We start from the raw sequence: 15947 nt of genomic DNA on the forward strand, positions 1-15947 counted from the left end.
TGAATCCATGTTGCGGGAAGCACGAATACATGAAACCAATCTGGATTGTCGACGACGACGCATCGATACGCTGGGTACTTGAAAAAGCCCTCGCGCGCGAAAGCCTGGAGACCCGCAGCTTCGCCAACGCGCGCGAGGCCCTGACCGCCTTCGAGACCGATACCCCGCAGGTCCTGGTATCGGACATCCGCATGCCGGGCGAATCCGGCATCGACCTGCTGCAGGCGGTGAAAGCCCGCCATCCCGGCCTGCCGGTCATCATCATCACCGCCTTCTCGGACCTCGATTCGGCGGTGTCCTCGTTCCAGGGCGGCGCCTTCGACTACCTGGCCAAGCCGTTCGACATCGACAAGGCGGTGGCGCTGATCCGGCGCGCGCTGGAAGAGAGCCTGCGCGAGGCCAGCGTCGAGGCGCCGCCGGCCGAGACGCCCGAGATCCTGGGCCACGCGCCGGCGATGCAGGAAGTCTTCCGCGCCATTGGCCGCCTGTCGCAATCGAATGTGACGGTCCTGATCACGGGGGAATCGGGCACTGGCAAGGAACTCGTGGCGCGCGCCCTGCACAAGCACAGCCCACGCGCGGCGCAGCCCTTCATCGCCCTGAACACGGCCGCGATCCCGAAAGACTTATTGGAATCGGAACTGTTCGGCCACGAGCGCGGCGCCTTCACCGGCGCCCAGGCCATGCGCCGCGGCCGCTTCGAGCAGGCCGAGGACGGCACGCTGTTCCTCGACGAAATCGGGGACATGCCCTTCGACCTGCAGACCCGCCTGCTGCGGGTGCTGTCGGACGGCCACTTCTACCGCGTCGGCGGCCACCAGCCGGTGAAGGCCAATGTGCGCGTGATCGCCGCCACCCACCAGAACCTCGAGCAGCGCGTGCGCGACGGCCTGTTCCGCGAAGACTTGTATCACCGCCTGAACGTGATCCGCCTGCGCCTGCCGAGTTTGCGCGAGCGCAGCGACGACATTCCGATCCTTACGCGCCACTTCCTGGTGCAGAGTGCACACCAATTGGGCGTCGAACCGAAGCGCATGAGCGAGCAGGCGATGCGTTTCCTGTCCGGCCTCGAATTGCCGGGGAATGTACGGCAGCTGGAAAACCTGTGCAACTGGATCACGGTGATGGCGCCCGGCCAGACGGTCGAGGTGAAGGACTTGCCGCGCGACCTGACCCAGGGCCAGGCGCCGCAGGGGACCAATCCCGTGCCGCTGTCTGATGGCGTGGTGGGGGCGGGGGCGCTGCCGATGGCGAGCGCCGGCGGCATCGTGATGCAGGCCGCGGCGGCGCCCGCGCTGCCCGAGGGCTGGATCGGCCTGCTGGAGCTGCAGGCCGCCGGCATGCTCAGCGCCGGCCAGATGGACGTGATGGATATCCTCGGGCGCCAGTTCGAATCGGCGCTGATCAGGACTGCATTGAAGCACACCCACGGGCGCAAGAACGATGCCGCGATGCGGCTCGGGATCGGCCGCAACACGATCACCCGCAAGATCGTGGAACTGGGGATCGACGGCGCGCGCGAAGAGTAGGGTGGTGTACCGTACGGGCGGTGGTGTAAGCTCCTGCATCGCCCGTCTTACTGTTCACCTCCATGCTGATCAACTGCGTCGCCTACCAGGAAGGCAAGAAACTGTGCGATATCCCGGTCGAGGATATCAGCGAATACCTGAAACAGGACGACACCTTCGTCTGGGTCGCCCTGCGCGACCCGGCCCCCGCCGACATCACGCTGATGCAGGAAGAATTCAGCCTGCACGAACTGGCGGTCGAAGACGCGCTGCGCGGCCACCAGCGGCCCAAGCTGGAGGAATACGGCGACTCGCTGTTCGTCGTGGCCCAGATCGTGGAACTGGCGGGCGACGAATTGAACGTCGGCCAGCTGGCCGTGTTCGCGGGCGAGAACTACGTGCTGTCGGTGCGGCGCGACGCCAACCAGGGCTTCCTGGGCGTGCGCGCCCGCGCCGAGCGCGAACCGCATCAACTGAAAAAGGGCGCCGGCTTCGTGCTGTACGCGCTGGTCGACGCCGTGGTCGACCGTTACTTCCCGGTGGTCGACATGCTCGAATCCGAGCTCGAATCGATCGAGGACCACATCTTCGGCATGCAGGGCAAGCAGCGCGCCAACGTCGAGCGCCTGTATGAGCTCAAGCGCAAGGCGCAGACGCTGCGCCACGCCGTGGTGCCGCTGATGGACGCGGTCGGGCGCCTGTATGGCGGCCGGGTGCCGGGCGTGGTGGTCGAGACCCAGGATTACTTCCGCGACGTGCATGACCACCTGTACCGCATCGCCGGCCGCCTGGACGCGGTGCGCGACACGATCAATACCGCGATCCAGGTGACCCTGTCGATGGTGGCGATCGAAGAGAACGAGGTCAGCAAGAAGCTGGCCTCGTATGCGGCGATCTTCGCCGTGTTCACGGCCTTTGCCGGGGTGTGGGGCATGAATTTCGAGTTCATGCCCGAGCTGAAGTGGAAGTGGGGCTATCCGCTGGCGCTGCTCACCATGGTCGGCGTATGCGCCTACCTGTACCGGCGTTTCAGGAAGGCCGGCTGGCTGTAGCCGCCGCCCCGCCGCAGGCCAGCGTCACCAGCCCGATCGCCAGCCATTGCAGGGAGGTGAGCCGCTCGCCCAGCAGCGCGAAGCCGGCCAGCGCTGCCACGGCCGGCCCGGCGCTGACCAGGATCCCGAACACCCGTTGCGGCAGCCGCTTGAGCGCCTTCATCTCGAGCGTATAGGGCACGGCCGACGACAGCAGCGCCACCGCCAGCCCGCCGCCCAGTACCGCCGGCGCCAGCAGGTCGCCGCCGGCGTGGCTGACGCCGAACGGCACCACGAACACGCTGGCCGCCAGCAGGCCGAGCGACACGGCCTGGCCACCGTCCAGCGATGACACCCGCTTGCCGAACACGATGTACATCGCCCAGCAGAACGCCGCCGCCAGCGCGTACGCGACGCCGACCGGATCGAGCGCGCTGGCGCCGGCGACCGGCAGCAGCAGCCACAGGCCGATGGCGGCGCAGATCACCCACAGGAAATCGCGCGCATGGCGCGAGGACAGGATCACTACAGCCAGCGGCCCGGTGACTTCGATCGCCACCGCGATCCCGAGCGGGATGCGTTCGAAGGCGCGGTAGATGCACAGGTTCATCGCCCCCAGCATCACGCCGTAGATGACGATATTCGGCACGTCGGCGCGGCGCAGGGCAAAGCGCCATGGGCGCACCAGCGCCAGCAGGATCAGGGCCGACAGCCCCACCCGCAGCGCCACCACGCCAGTGCTGCCGACCACCGGGAACAGGCCCTTGGCCCAGGCCGCGCCGGCATTGACCGACACCAGCGAACCGAGGATGGCCAGCGCGGGCGCGGCCACTCCCTGGGGGCTGGCGGCGGCGTTGCCCGTCACCTGGCCGCCATCGCGGTCGCTACCGCCTCGGCCACGCGGATGCCGTCCACGGCGGCCGACATGATGCCGCCCGCGTAGCCGGCGCCTTCGCCGGCCGGGAACAGGCCGCGCGTGTTGAGGCTTTGCAGGTCGTCGTTGTTGCGGCGGATGCGGATCGGCGACGAGGTGCGGGTCTCGACGCCGGTCAGCACCGCGTCTTCCTTGTAGTAGCCCTTGATCTGCTTGTCGAAGGCGACGAAGGCTTCGCGCATCGCGGTGATCGCGTAGTCGGGCAGCGAGGTCGCCAGGTCGGTCAGGTGCACGGCCGGGCGGAACGAGGGGATGACGGAACCGAATTCCTTCGACGGGACGCCGCGCACGAAGTCGCCCATCAGCTGGCCCGGCGCGTCGTATGTGCCGCCGCCCAGCACGAAGGCGCGCGATTCGAGTTCGCGCTGGAATGCGATGCCGGCCAGCGGGTGGCCCGGGTAGTCGCTCGGCTCGATGCCGACCACGATCGCGCTATTGGCATTGCGTTCGGCGCGCGAATACTGGCTCATGCCGTTGGTGACCACGCGGCCTTCTTCGCTCGAGGCGGCGACCACGGTGCCGCCCGGGCACATGCAGAAGCTGTACACCGAGCGGCCGTTGGAGGCGTGGTGCACGATCTTGTAGTCGGCCGCGCCGAGCAGCTTGTTGCCGGCGTTGGGGCCGAAGCGGCAGACGTCGATCAGCGATTGCGGGTGCTCGACCCGGAAACCGATCGAGAACGGTTTCGCTTCGACGTACACGCCGCGGTCGTACAGCATCTGGAAGGTATCGCGCGCGCTGTGGCCGATCGCCATCGCCAGGTGGCGGGTTGCGATCTCTTCGCCGCTCGCGAGGCGCACGCCGACGACCTGGCGCACGCCGCCCGTCTCTTCGATCAGCACGTCATCCACCCGCGTTTCGAATCGGATCTCGCCACCCAGGCGGATGATCTCGGCCCGCATCTGTTCGACCATCTTGACCAGGCGGAAGGTGCCGATGTGCGGCTTGCTGACGTACATGATCTCTTCGGGCGCGCCGAAACGCACGAACTCGGTCAGGACCTTGCGGCCGTGGTGGTTGCTGTCCTTGATCTGGCTGTACAGCTTGCCGTCCGAGAAGGTGCCGGCGCCGCCTTCGCCGAACTGCACGTTCGACTCGGTATTGAGCTTGCGCTTGCGCCAGAAGCCGAAGGTGTCGACGGTGCGCTCGCGCACGATCTTGCCGCGCTCCAGGATGATCGGATTCAGGCCCATCTGCGCCAGGATCAGCGCCACGAACAGGCCGCAGGGGCCGGTGCCGACCACGACTGGACGCGGGGTGCCAGGGGCCGGCTTGTTCACCTGCACGAACTTGTAGTCGACGTCGGGCGAGGGCATCACGTGCGCGTCCTTCTTCAGGCGCGCCAGTACCGCCGCCTCATTGCGCACGTCGGCATCGATCGAATAGATCAGCACGATGGCGGCCTTCTTGCGCGCATCGTAGCTGCGCTTGTAGACGGTGAAGTCGAGCAGGTCGGCATCCCCGATCCCGAGGCGGGCCAGGATGGCTTCGCGCAGGGCAGGTTCGGGATGGTTCAGGGGGAGTTTGAGTTCGTTAATACGCAGCATGGGCGGGTGGTTGCTGGTGAGGCAACAAAGGGAGCGGGCAAACCGCTATTTTACCTCGGCAGCGGGCCCGCGGCGGAGCCGCCGTTGCTGCCCTTGAGCACCGACTGGAGAAGCCTGTTTTTAGCCCCTATACCCAATGTGAGAGTGTATTTTTCAATTTTGTTGAATGTTTCGCGGTAGTAAGGATGTTCTGTAGTGTTTACGCAACTGCATTCTGGCGTTCTACAAATTCACCACAATTCGGATTGAGTACGGTCGTGTAAATATTGTCTGGCTCGATGGGCTGACGCACTGATGGGCAGAGCCGCGAAAGATCACCGATATAAGCAATGAAACTATCGTAAATACAAGGATTTAGCGCATTTCCGCGTTCCTTATACCATATTTACCTCGTATGTATGGTCCATGCTGTCAGCGTTCATGCATTGAGCATAGAGAAGCATCCACCTTGGAAATGTGTTGTATTTCACATTTTGATGCCATTGTGTCGTATTGACACTTTTTAATGTCATATGTTTTTATATGTTCACTTGAATAACGTTTGATTTCCATGAAAGCGTTAATCGAGGCTGTTCGTTCTTTATATTTGTTATGCATATGACGTATGGCCGTGAATAGGTTTATATGCAGGCGTGGTATTCAGACGCAGAAAAATCCATCCTTCCCAGGGGGCGCTGCGCGTCGTCGTGATCGATGCCGCAAGTAACCACAAGAAAAGAATAAGGAGAAGTACCCATGTTGAAACTCAAGTCGATGCCCTTTGCGATTGCCTGCGCAATCGCCAGCGGCGCGCTGGTCGGCGTAGCGCCGGCCATGGCCCAGTCCCAGCCGGCCGCTGCCGAGGCTGGCCCGCAGCGCGTGGTGGTGACCGGCTCGCTGATCAGCCGCGCCAACACCGAGACCCCGACCCCGGTGCAGGTGCTGACCGCGGCCGACATCCAGAAGAGCGGCAAGACCTCGGTCGCCGAACTCCTGACCGACCTGGCCGCCAACGGCGCCGGTACCCTGGGCACCGGCTTTGCCGGCGCCTTCGCCAACGGCGCCTCGGGCATCTCGCTGCGCGGCCTGACCGTCGGCGCGACCCTGGTGCTGATCGACGGCCACCGCATGGCCCCGTATCCGCTGTCGGACGACGCCCAGCGCTCCTTCGTGGACGTGTCGTCGATCCCGTTCGACGCCATCGAGAGCATCGAGGTGCTGAAAAGCGGCGCCTCGTCGCTGTATGGCTCCGACGCGATCGCGGGCGTGATCAACATCAAGCTCAAGAAGAATCTGAACGGCACCCGCCTGTCGGCCGAAGTGGGCGACACCCAGCACGGCGGCGGCAAGACCAAGCGCGCCTCGATCAGCACCGGCATCGGCGACCTCGGCGCAGACGGCTACAACGCCTTCATCACCGCCGAATACCGCAAGCAGGACCCGATCTACGTCGCCGACCGCGAACAGTTCGGCTACGCCAACCGCGACTGGCGCGCGCGTGGCGGCAACAACCTGACCCTGGGCGTGCCGACCAATATCAACAGCTTCCTGACCCCGTCCAGCAGCCCGTTCCTGTACAACCCGACCAATCCGAACAACCCGGCCGGCGTGAACAACGTCGACAATCCGGCCAACTACGTGTTCCTGGATCCGAACTGTAACTTCGCCAAATACCGCGCCGGCGGTTGCTCGGTGCGCGACACCGAATCGTTCATCCAGCCGCCGACCGAGAACCTCAACATCCTGGTCGGCATGACCAAGAAGCTGAGCGAAGACTGGGAGGTGCAGTTCAAGGGCTCGATGTTCCGCCGCGAGAGCACCAATAACCGCAACAGCGCCAATAACTCGCCGCTGGCCTTCAATCCGATCAGCTTCAACGGCACCACCACGCTGGTCAATGGCGTGCTGACCCCGCGCGTCGGCGCCGTGCCGAACACGACCTTCGCACCGGGCGCCCAGGTCGGCGCCAACGTCACCAATCCCTTCGGCCAGAATGCCCGCCTGTACGGCTACATCCCGGACGTCGGCCCGGCCCTGACGACCTACAACGAATCGACCGCGACCCGCTTCTCGGCCGACCTGATCGGCAGCGCCTACGGCTGGGACGTGACCGCCTCGATTGGCGCCACCAAGGTCAAGAACGACCTCGACTACAGCGGCTACGTCAACCGCAGCGCGCTGTACGACGCGCTGCGCAACGGCAGCTTCAATGTGCTGGGCGGTAACTCGCCGGCCGTCATGAGTCAGGTGTCGCCGCGCTTCAGCAACAAGATCGAATCGACCCTGAACTACGCCGACCTGATCGGTTCGCGCGAGCTGCTGTCGAACTTCGGCGCCGGCCCGCTGAACTTCGCCGCCGGCCTGCACTGGCACAAGCGCGAGCAGGATGCTCCGCCATCGAGCCTGACGCTCAATGGCGCCGTGGCCAGCACCTCTGCCTTCACGATCGGCGAAGAGACCAACAAGGCGGCCTTCGCCGAGTTGCAGGCGATCCCGATCAAGAACGTCGAGATCGGCGTCGCCGGCCGCTACGACCATTACGACACCTACGGTCGTTCGTTCACGCCGTCGGCCAACTTCAAGTGGACGCCGATGCAGCAGTTCGGCCTGCGCGGCACCTTCGCGCGCGGCTTCCGCGCCCCGGCCCCGGCCGAGGTCGGCAATGCCGGTTCCTTCTTCACCTTCAATGCGATCCGCGATCCGATCCTGTGCGCCAACGGCAGCCAGACCACGGCCGGCAACGTGCCGACCGCCTGCTCGTTCAGCCCGCCATACGTGCAGACCACCAATCCCGACTTGCAGCCCGAGAAATCGAAGTCGTTCACCTTCGGCATGATCGTCGAGCCGATGCGTGGCCTGAACATGACCCTGGATTACTACAAGATCCAGATCAAGAACCTGATCGTGACCCAGGCTGGCAACGACCCGAGCTTCACGCCGACCTGGGTTCGTGGTCCGGCAGCGCCGATCGACATCGCGACCGGCGTCGGCAGCAACACGACGGTGGGCATCCCGGCTGTCGGTCCGATCCTGTACGGCCTGTCGCCGTACATCAACGCCGGCAGCACCGAAACCCACGGCATCGAAGCGGACATCCGCTACCGCTGGCGCCTGGGCGACAAGGGCACCATCACGGCCAACCTGAGCGCCGCGCACACCTTCGGTTACGAGACCGAAGTGGCTGGCGAAAAATACCAGCTGGCCGGCACCCAGGGTCCGTCGTCGGTCGGCGGCGCCACGGGCAACCCGAAAGACCGCGCCCAGTTCACCCTCGGCTACGCCCGCGGCCCGCTGGACGTGACCGCCACCGTGAACTACACCAGCGGCTTCTCGACCTTCGATCCGGCGCTGGGCGAGACCGATTGCGCCACCACGGCGGAACACGTGGGCGGCCGCGCCTACTTCCAGGGCCTGGTCCAGCCTTCGTGGTACTGCAATGTGTCGTCGTTCACCACGACCAACCTGAACGTGTCGTACAAGCTCACCGAGAACCTGACCATCCGCGGCGCGATCCTGAACCTGTTCGACAAGGAAGCCCCGTATGACGTCGCCACCTATGGCAACGCAGGTAACCAGACCTCGTACAACGCTTCGCTGCACCAGCCTGGCGCGGTGGGTCGTTTCTTCAGCGTGGGGGCGAACTACACGTTCTAAGTTCTAAGCCAACTGCATAAGCACGTCGTGCCCGCGCAGGCGGGAACCTAAGTTTGCAAGCGTTTTGACAGCGCGAGCAGCACTTGGGTTCCCGCCTGCGCGGGAACGACGTTTTGACGTTAACAATGGAATATATATAGTGCGTGAACGCTCAGATGCCACCCCAGGCCCCGGCCAGTACCGCCAGCGCCGCCAGTCCCGCCGTCTCGGTGCGCAGCACGCGCGGCCCCATCGACAGCGACAGGGCGCCAGCGGCAACCGCCGCGGCTTCTTCCTGCGGCGTGAGGCCGCCTTCGGGCCCGATCAGGAAGGTCACCGGCTGCGGCGCATTGCCACGCGCCCAGCCGGCCAACGATTCGGTCGCGCGCGGGCTGAGCAGGATGCGCACACCCTCGGCCGGCGCCGCCAGCCACGGTCCGACGTCCATCAAGGGATGCAGCCGCGCCAGCCGGTTGCGTCCGCACTGCTCGGACGCGGCCACGATCACCCCTTGCCAGTGGGCCTGCCGTTTCTCGGCCCGCTCGCCGGCCAGCCGCACCACGCTGCGCCCGGCCGCCAGCGGCTGGATCGCGGTCACGCCGAGCTCGACCGCCTTTTCCACGATCCAGTCCATTTTCGAGCCTTCCGGCAAGCCCTGGGCCAGGGTGACGGCGTAGGGCGCTTCGGCCTCGACCTCCTCGAAGGCCACGACCGTCGCCGTGGCGCGGCGCTTGCCGGTGTCGAGCAGGGTGGCGCGGTACTGGCCGCCTTCGCCATTGAACAGGGTCAGGCCGGCGCCCGGCTGCAGGCGCACCACGTGCAGGTGGTGGGCGACGGCTTCCGGCAGGTCGACGGTGGCGCCGGCGGCGAGCGGCTGGGGGCAGTAAAAACGGGGCATTCTGGGCGATCGCAGCGCGGGCTTGCGTTAAAGGAATAAACCTGCATTTTAAATCGGCAGCACCCCGGTCTGGTAGAATAACGGGCTACGGCCTCGCGGGCCATCGCTTTCCAATCCCTGATCCACGATCTCCATGAAATCTACGCAAACCACCACCCTGATGGCCAACGCGATCCGCGCGCTGGCGATGGACGCCGTCCAGAAAGCCAACTCGGGCCACCCTGGCATGCCGATGGGCATGGCCGAAATCGCCGTTGCGCTGTGGGACAAGCACTACCGCCACAATCCGGCCAATCCGGGCTGGTCGAACCGCGACCGCTTCCTGCTGTCGAACGGCCACGGCTCGATGCTGCACTATGCGCTGCTGCACCTGGCCGGCTATGACCTGTCGATGGACGACCTGCGCGACTTCCGCCAGATGCACTCGAAGACCCCGGGCCACCCGGAAGTCGGCATCACCCCGGGCGTGGAGACCACCACCGGTCCGCTGGGCCAGGGCATCGCCAACTCGGTCGGCATGGCGCTGGCTGAATGGCTGCTGGGTAACGAATTCAACCGTCCAGGCTACGACGTGGTGGACCACTACACCTACGCCTTCCTGGGCGACGGCTGCCTGATGGAAGGCATCTCGCACGAAGTGGCGTCGCTGGCCGGCACCCTGCGCCTGAACAAGCTGATCTGGCTGTACGACGACAACGGCATCTCGATCGACGGCCGCGTGGAAGGCTGGTTCACCGACGACACCCAGAAACGTTTCGAAGCCTATGGCTGGAACGTGATCCCGAAAGTCGACGGCCACAATGTGGGCGACGTCTCGGCGGCGATCGAGAAAGCGAAACAGTCGGATCGTCCGACCCTGATCTGCTGCAAGACCATCATCGGCAAGGGCGCCCCGAACCTGGAAGGCGGCGACAAGGTCCACGGCGCGCCGCTGGGCGATGCCGAAATCGCGGCCGTGCGCAAGCACCTGATCTGGGATCCGATCCCGTTCGACATCCCGGCCGACCTGTACGAAGCGTGGGACGCGAAAGCGCGCGGCGCCCAGGCTGAAGGCGAGTGGAACACCCTGTTCGACGCCTACCGCGGCGCCCACCCCGAGCTGGCCGCCGAATTCGAGCGCCGCATGAAGGGCGAACTGCCGGCCGACTTCGGCAAGGCCCTGGACGCGGCGATCGCTGCCTGCGTGGATAAAGCTGAAACCATCGCCACCCGCAAGGCGTCGCAGAACGCGATCCAGGCCCTGGCCCCGACCCTGCCTGAATTCCTGGGCGGCTCGGCCGACCTGACCGGTTCCAATCTCACCAACTGGAAGGAATCGGTACCGGTGCGTTCGGGCATCGCCGGCAACCACATCAACTACGGCGTGCGCGAGTTCGGCATGTCGGCGATCCAGAACGGCGTGGCCCTGCACGGCGGCTTCATCCCGTTCGGCGCGACTTTCCTGACCTTCTCGGACTACAGCCGCAATGCCCTGCGCATGGCGTCGCTGATGAAAGTGCGTTCGATCTCGGTATTCACCCACGATTCGATCGGCCTGGGCGAAGACGGCCCGACCCACCAGTCGATCGAGCACGTCTCGTCGCTGCGCCTGATCCCGGGCCTGGACAACTGGCGTCCATGCGACACCGTCGAGTCGGCGGTGGCATGGGGCGCGGCGGTGCAGCGCAAGGATGGTCCATCGACCCTGATCTTCTCGCGCCAGAATCTGCCGTTCATGCAACGCGAAGCGGGTCAGATCGCCGACGTCGCCAAGGGCGGCTACGTGCTGCGCGACACGGCCGACGCGAAAGTGATTTTGATCGCCACCGGCTCCGAAGTCGAGCTGGCAGTGAAAGCCTTCGACGCGCTGGCAGCCGAGGGCATCGCCGCGCGCGTGGTCTCGATGCCGTCGACCGACGTGTTCGACCGCCAGGACGCCGCCTACAAGGCAGCAGTCCTCACCAAGGGCACGCCTCGCGTGGCCATCGAAGCCGGCGTGACCGCCTTCTGGTACAAGTACGTGGGCCTGGAAGGCGCAGTCGTCGGTATCGACACCTTCGGCGAATCGGCGCCGGCGCCGGTGCTGTTCAAGCACTTCGGCTTCACCGTCGAGAACGTCGTCGCCAAGGCGAAAGAAGTTATCGCAGCATAAGTGTTTGCTGCAAACGGGCCGCCGTCATAGCGGCCCGTTTTACTATGTTCGTTCGTTACGAAAAAAGTTCTTTTCTAATCAGGAGCACAGCATGACGATCAAAGTTGCAATCAATGGTTATGGCCGTATCGGCCGCAATGTCCTGCGCGCCTTCTATGAAGGCGGCAAGAAACAAGACATCCAGATCGTGGCGATCAACGACCTCGGCAATGCCGAATCGAACGCCCACCTGACCCGCTACGACACCGCCCACGGCAAGTTCCCTGGCACCGTCACGGTCGAGGGCGACAATATGATCGTCAACGGCGATTCGATCCGCGTGTTCGCGCAGCGTAACCCGGCCGAGATCCCATGGGGCGAGCTGGGTGTGGACGTCGTCCTCGAGTGCACAGGCTTCTTCACTACCAAAGAAAAAGCCTCGGCCCACCTGAAGGGCGGCGCCAAGAAGGTCATCATCTCGGCCCCGGGCGGCAAGGACGTCGACGCGACCGTCGTGTTCGGCGTCAACCAGGACGTGCTGAAAGCCAGCGACACCGTCATCTCGAACGCATCGTGCACCACCAACTGCCTGGCCCCGCTGGTCAAGCCGCTGCACGACGCCATCGGCCTGGAAACCGGCCTGATGACCACCGTGCACGCCTACACCAACGACCAGGTGCTGACCGACGTGATGCACGAAGACCTGCGCCGCGCCCGTTCGGCCACCCAGTCGATGATCCCGACCAAGACCGGCGCCGCCGCCGCGGTCGGCCTGGTGCTGCCGGAACTGAACGGCAAGCTGGACGGCTTCGCGATCCGCGTCCCGACCATCAATGTGTCGATCGTCGACCTGTCGTTCATCGCCAAGCGCGACACCACGGTGGAAGAGATCAATCAGATCATGAAGGCGGCCGCTGCCGAGGGCCCGCTGAAGGACATCCTGACCTACAACACCGATCCGCTGGTCTCGGTCGACTTCAACCACAACCCGGCATCGTCGAACTTCGACGCGACGCTCACCAAGGTCTCGGGCCGCCTGGTGAAGGTCACTTCGTGGTATGACAACGAGTGGGGCTTCTCGAACCGCATGCTCGACACCACCGTCGCGCTGATGAACGCCAAATAATCCGTTCGCACCCCTGCAAGCCCCGGACGCCCTCGTGGCCTCCGGGGCTTTTTCTTGTCCGATGTCTTTGTGGCAGGCGGATGACACGGCGCGATCCTGCCACTAACAGGTTGTGCCTGTACAACAAAGTGTTACATCAGGCGCATATGCATGACAAAAAAATCCTGCATTCCCGACTACTCCTTTTGGCCGACATAAGGTGACGTTGGCAACTCATTGCACGAAGTAAATACCTCGCGCCCCTGGATCGCTGGATACACGACGTTACATTCCGAAATAATTGCGTTGCATAAACTGACTCGGATTGCATAATCAGGGCGCGTCGCAGCCCGGGCAGGAGAGACATCCTTGGCGTTGCGAGCGCGTTGATCATCGTAACCAGTAGAGAGATGCCAATGATGTTGAAAGAAAAGATGGGCGCCCGCGCAGTGCGCCTCGCCTTCGGCCTGGTGGCCGGCCTTGCAGTAACCCAGGCAATGGCCCAGGAAGCGCCGATCCAGCGCGTCGAAGTGACCGGTTCCGCGATCAAGCGGATCAACGTCGAAGGCGCCCTGCCGATCCAGACCCTGAGCCAGGAAGCGATCGCCAAGACCGGCGCCACCAGCGTTGCCGAGCTGATCCAGACCCTGCCGGCGATGCAGGGCTTCACCATCGGCGCCATCGCCGCCGGCACCAACTCGGGCGGCCGCGTGTCGGCCTCGATCCACGACATCGGCGAAACCTACACCCTGGTCCTGCTCAACGGCCGCCGCCTGGCGCCGCAAGGTTCGGGCAGCACGGTCAACCTGCAGGCAATCCCGATGAGCGCCGTCGAGCGCGTCGAGATCCTGACCGACGGCGCGTCGGCCCTGTACGGCTCGGACGCCATCGCCGGCGTCATCAACTTCGTGCTGAAGAAAAACCAGCAGGGCGGCGACATCGAAGCCAACTACAGCCAGCCGACCGCCGGCCAGGATGGCGGTTCGCGCTACGTCGCGGCCACCTACGGTTTTGGCGACCTGGACAACGATGGCTGGAACGTGCTGGTGAGCTACCGCCGCGACGAGCAGGACCAGATCCTGTCGACCAAGCGCGACTTCTCGAACACCGCCTTCCGCCAGTTCTCGCGCAACGGCACCAACTACGTCTACGACAACACCAGCACCGCCTCGGCGCCGGCCAATGTCACCGTGGCGTTCCGCAACCCGGCCGGCGTGCCTGCGCTGCCGTCGATCGGCTTCTCGCCCTACCTGCTGGCCAATGGCAACTGCCCCGAGCTGAACGTGGTCAGCATCAACAACAACGGCACCACCGCCCGCAACTGCACCTTCGACTACATCCAGACCGTCGAGATGGTTCCGGAAAACAAACGTGACAGCTTCTTCGTCAAGGGTACCAAGAAGCTCGGCGACAACTGGGAAGCGTTCACCGACATCGCCTACTCGCGCTTCGACCTGACCGCGCGCATCGCGCCGAACACTGCGCCGTTCACGATCGCCGCCGGTTCGCCGCAGTTCAACCAGTACGTGGCGCCTTACCTGACGGCCGAGCAACTGGGCCGCGTCAATACCGTGTCGGGCAACTACCGCGCCTATGACTGGGGCACCCGCGACAGCCAGACCATCACCGAATCGAAGCACGCGGTGGCCGGCCTGGACGGCGAGATCGCCGGCTGGACCGTCAGCGGTGCGCTGACCTGGTCGGAAAACTCGATCGACGAACGCTATGTCGGCGGCTATATGCGCAACGCCGAGTTCCGCTCGATGCTGGCCAACAATGCCTTCAACCCGTTCGCCCCGATCGGCCAGCAGAGCCCGGCGACCCAGCAACTGATCGAGAACTCGATTTTCCATGGTTCGATCCGCGAAGCCTCGACCACCCTGAAGGCGGCCGACGTGCGCGGCTCGCACGAGCTGTTCAACCTGGGTGGCGGCATGGCCCAGCTGGCAATCGGCGCCGACTACCGCGAGTACCACTACCAGCAGGATCCGTCGGCCGATGCGGTCAACGGCGTGATCTACAACTTCAACGCCCCGGCGCGCTACGACCTGACGCGCGACAACGCTGGCGCCTTCGCCGAAGTGCTGGCGCCGATCACCAAGGAGATCGAAGTCACCGCGGCGCTGCGCTATGACACCATCTCGGCGATCGACGATGGCGTTCGCGGCCGCAAGGTCGGTAGCGACCACTCGAAGAGCACCTACAAGGTCTCGGCGCGCTGGCAGCCTTCGCAAGCGCTGCTGTTCCGCGGTTCCTACGGTACCGGCTTCAAGGCGCCCGACATGCTGGACATCGCCCAGCCGCTGGTCAACGCCGGCTTCACCGCGTCGTCGTGGGGCTGCCCGATCCAGGATCCGACCCTGTGCCGTCCAGGCACCACCCAGTACAACGTGCTGTCGTCGGGTAACGAGAACATGCGTCCGGAAACCTCGAAGCAGTTCACCGTCGGCATGCGTTTCGAGCCGACCGCGCGCTTCTCGGCAGGCCTGGACCTGTGGGACGTGAAGATCAAGGATGCGGTGAGCGCGGTCAGCGAGCAGCAGGCCTGGGCTAACCCGGACCAGTTCCGCCAGCTGTTCAGCACCTATACCGAACCGGCGACCGGCAACACCTACTGGGCCTTCCTGCGCTCGTCGGTGAATATCGGCCAGACCCATAACCGCGGCATCGACTGGGACCTGACCGGCCGCCACCGCTTCGGCTTCGGCAACCTGACCACGACCCTGAACGGCACCTACATGCTGAAGTCGGACTACACTCGCGCCGGCACCGCCAACGACTGGACCAACAGCATGAACTACTTCGGCACCAACAATGCCGTGACGTTCCGCCACATCGTCCGCCTGTCGACCTCGCTGGACACCGGCAAGCTGTCGAACTCGCTGATCGTCAACTACCGCAACGGCTATACCGACGCGGCGGCGACCGTGCGTAACCTGGACACCGGCGTCAACGTCACCGGCTTCCGCCTGGAAGTGCCGTCGTTCCTGACCTTCGACTGGCAAGGCCGCTACGCGTTCACCGATGCCTTCACGCTGCGCGCCGGCATGAAGAACATCGCCAACCGCAAGCCGCCGCTGTCGCTGCGCGCCTCCTCGGGCCACCAGGTCGGCTTCGACCCGCGCTACGCCGATCCGCTCGGCCGTCAGCTGTACGTGACCGGCAACTACAAGTTCTAAGCCGAACGTAAGAGGGGCCGGAT

9 protein-coding genes are annotated in these 15947 nt (G+C 64.7%); 6 read left to right on the plus strand and 3 right to left on the minus strand.

Going from position 1 to position 15947, the window contains the following annotated elements; all coding sequences use genetic code 11:
* The first annotated feature begins 29 nt into the window (after window positions 1–29).
* Together ntrC and corA are read left to right on the plus strand one after the other, a co-directional pair.
* The gene (ntrC, locus tag Q9246_RS05665) at window positions 30–1529 is read left to right on the plus strand and encodes a nitrogen regulation protein NR(I) (protein WP_306396101.1); all 1500 of its coding nucleotides are present in this window, start codon (window positions 30–32) and stop codon (window positions 1527–1529) included.
* Between the two features lie 62 nt (window positions 1530–1591).
* Window positions 1592–2560 (plus strand): magnesium/cobalt transporter CorA, encoded by a 969-nt coding sequence (corA, locus tag Q9246_RS05670; protein ID WP_306396102.1) that lies wholly within the window; start codon window positions 1592–1594, stop codon window positions 2558–2560.
* Here corA and Q9246_RS05675 read toward each other — a convergent pair.
* Both Q9246_RS05675 and Q9246_RS05680 read right to left on the minus strand, forming a co-directional pair.
* The gene (locus tag Q9246_RS05675) at window positions 2538–3404 is read right to left on the minus strand and encodes an EamA family transporter (protein ID WP_306396104.1); all 867 of its coding nucleotides are present in this window, start codon (window positions 3402–3404) and stop codon (window positions 2538–2540) included. The two genes, corA and Q9246_RS05675, sit on opposite strands and share 23 nt — an antisense overlap.
* The gene (locus Q9246_RS05680) at window positions 3401–5020 is read right to left on the minus strand and encodes an NAD(P)/FAD-dependent oxidoreductase (RefSeq protein ID WP_306396105.1); all 1620 of its coding nucleotides are present in this window, start codon (window positions 5018–5020) and stop codon (window positions 3401–3403) included. The genes Q9246_RS05675 and Q9246_RS05680 overlap by 4 nt, the downstream gene beginning before the upstream one ends.
* A gap of 735 nt (window positions 5021–5755) precedes the next feature.
* Here Q9246_RS05680 and Q9246_RS05685 point away from each other — a divergent pair.
* Complete coding sequence (locus tag Q9246_RS05685) at window positions 5756–8653, plus strand: TonB-dependent receptor (RefSeq protein WP_306396107.1); 2898 nt, start codon at window positions 5756–5758, stop codon at window positions 8651–8653.
* Window positions 8654–8804: 151 nt separating this feature from the next.
* Here the strand turns inward: Q9246_RS05685 and Q9246_RS05690 are convergent, their stop codons facing one another.
* Complete coding sequence (locus tag Q9246_RS05690) at window positions 8805–9530, minus strand: 16S rRNA (uracil(1498)-N(3))-methyltransferase (RefSeq protein ID WP_306396108.1); 726 nt, start codon at window positions 9528–9530, stop codon at window positions 8805–8807.
* 133 nt (window positions 9531–9663) lie between these two features.
* Here Q9246_RS05690 and tkt point away from each other — a divergent pair, with 133 nt between their 5' ends.
* From tkt to Q9246_RS05705, 3 genes are all read left to right on the plus strand, one after another.
* The gene (gene tkt / locus Q9246_RS05695; protein ID WP_306396109.1) at window positions 9664–11661 is read left to right on the plus strand and encodes a transketolase; all 1998 of its coding nucleotides are present in this window, start codon (window positions 9664–9666) and stop codon (window positions 11659–11661) included.
* Window positions 11662–11752: 91 nt separating this feature from the next.
* Window positions 11753–12766, plus strand: coding sequence for a type I glyceraldehyde-3-phosphate dehydrogenase (gene gap / locus Q9246_RS05700; protein WP_306396110.1), 1014 nt, complete (start codon window positions 11753–11755; stop codon window positions 12764–12766).
* Window positions 12767–13161: 395 nt separating this feature from the next.
* Complete coding sequence (locus tag Q9246_RS05705; protein WP_306396111.1) at window positions 13162–15924, plus strand: TonB-dependent receptor; 2763 nt, start codon at window positions 13162–13164, stop codon at window positions 15922–15924.
* The last annotated feature ends 23 nt before the right edge of the window (window positions 15925–15947 follow it).

This window comes from Telluria beijingensis (assembly GCF_030770395.1).
GTDB classification, from domain to species: Bacteria; Pseudomonadota; Gammaproteobacteria; order Burkholderiales; family Burkholderiaceae_D; genus Telluria; species Telluria beijingensis.

Coding starts and splice junctions, on each gene's coding strand:
- ntrC (WP_306396101.1), top strand. CDS start 30: ATGAAACCAATCTGGATTGTCGACGACGACGCATCGATACGCTGGGTA.
- corA (WP_306396102.1), top strand. CDS start 1,592: ATGCTGATCAACTGCGTCGCCTACCAGGAAGGCAAGAAACTGTGCGAT.
- Q9246_RS05680 (WP_306396105.1), bottom strand. CDS start 5,020: ATGCTGCGTATTAACGAACTCAAACTCCCCCTGAACCATCCCGAACCT.
- Q9246_RS05685 (WP_306396107.1), top strand. CDS start 5,756: ATGTTGAAACTCAAGTCGATGCCCTTTGCGATTGCCTGCGCAATCGCC.
- Q9246_RS05690 (WP_306396108.1), bottom strand. CDS start 9,530: ATGCCCCGTTTTTACTGCCCCCAGCCGCTCGCCGCCGGCGCCACCGTC.
- tkt (WP_306396109.1), top strand. CDS start 9,664: ATGAAATCTACGCAAACCACCACCCTGATGGCCAACGCGATCCGCGCG.
- gap (WP_306396110.1), top strand. CDS start 11,753: ATGACGATCAAAGTTGCAATCAATGGTTATGGCCGTATCGGCCGCAAT.
- Q9246_RS05705 (WP_306396111.1), top strand. CDS start 13,162: ATGATGTTGAAAGAAAAGATGGGCGCCCGCGCAGTGCGCCTCGCCTTC.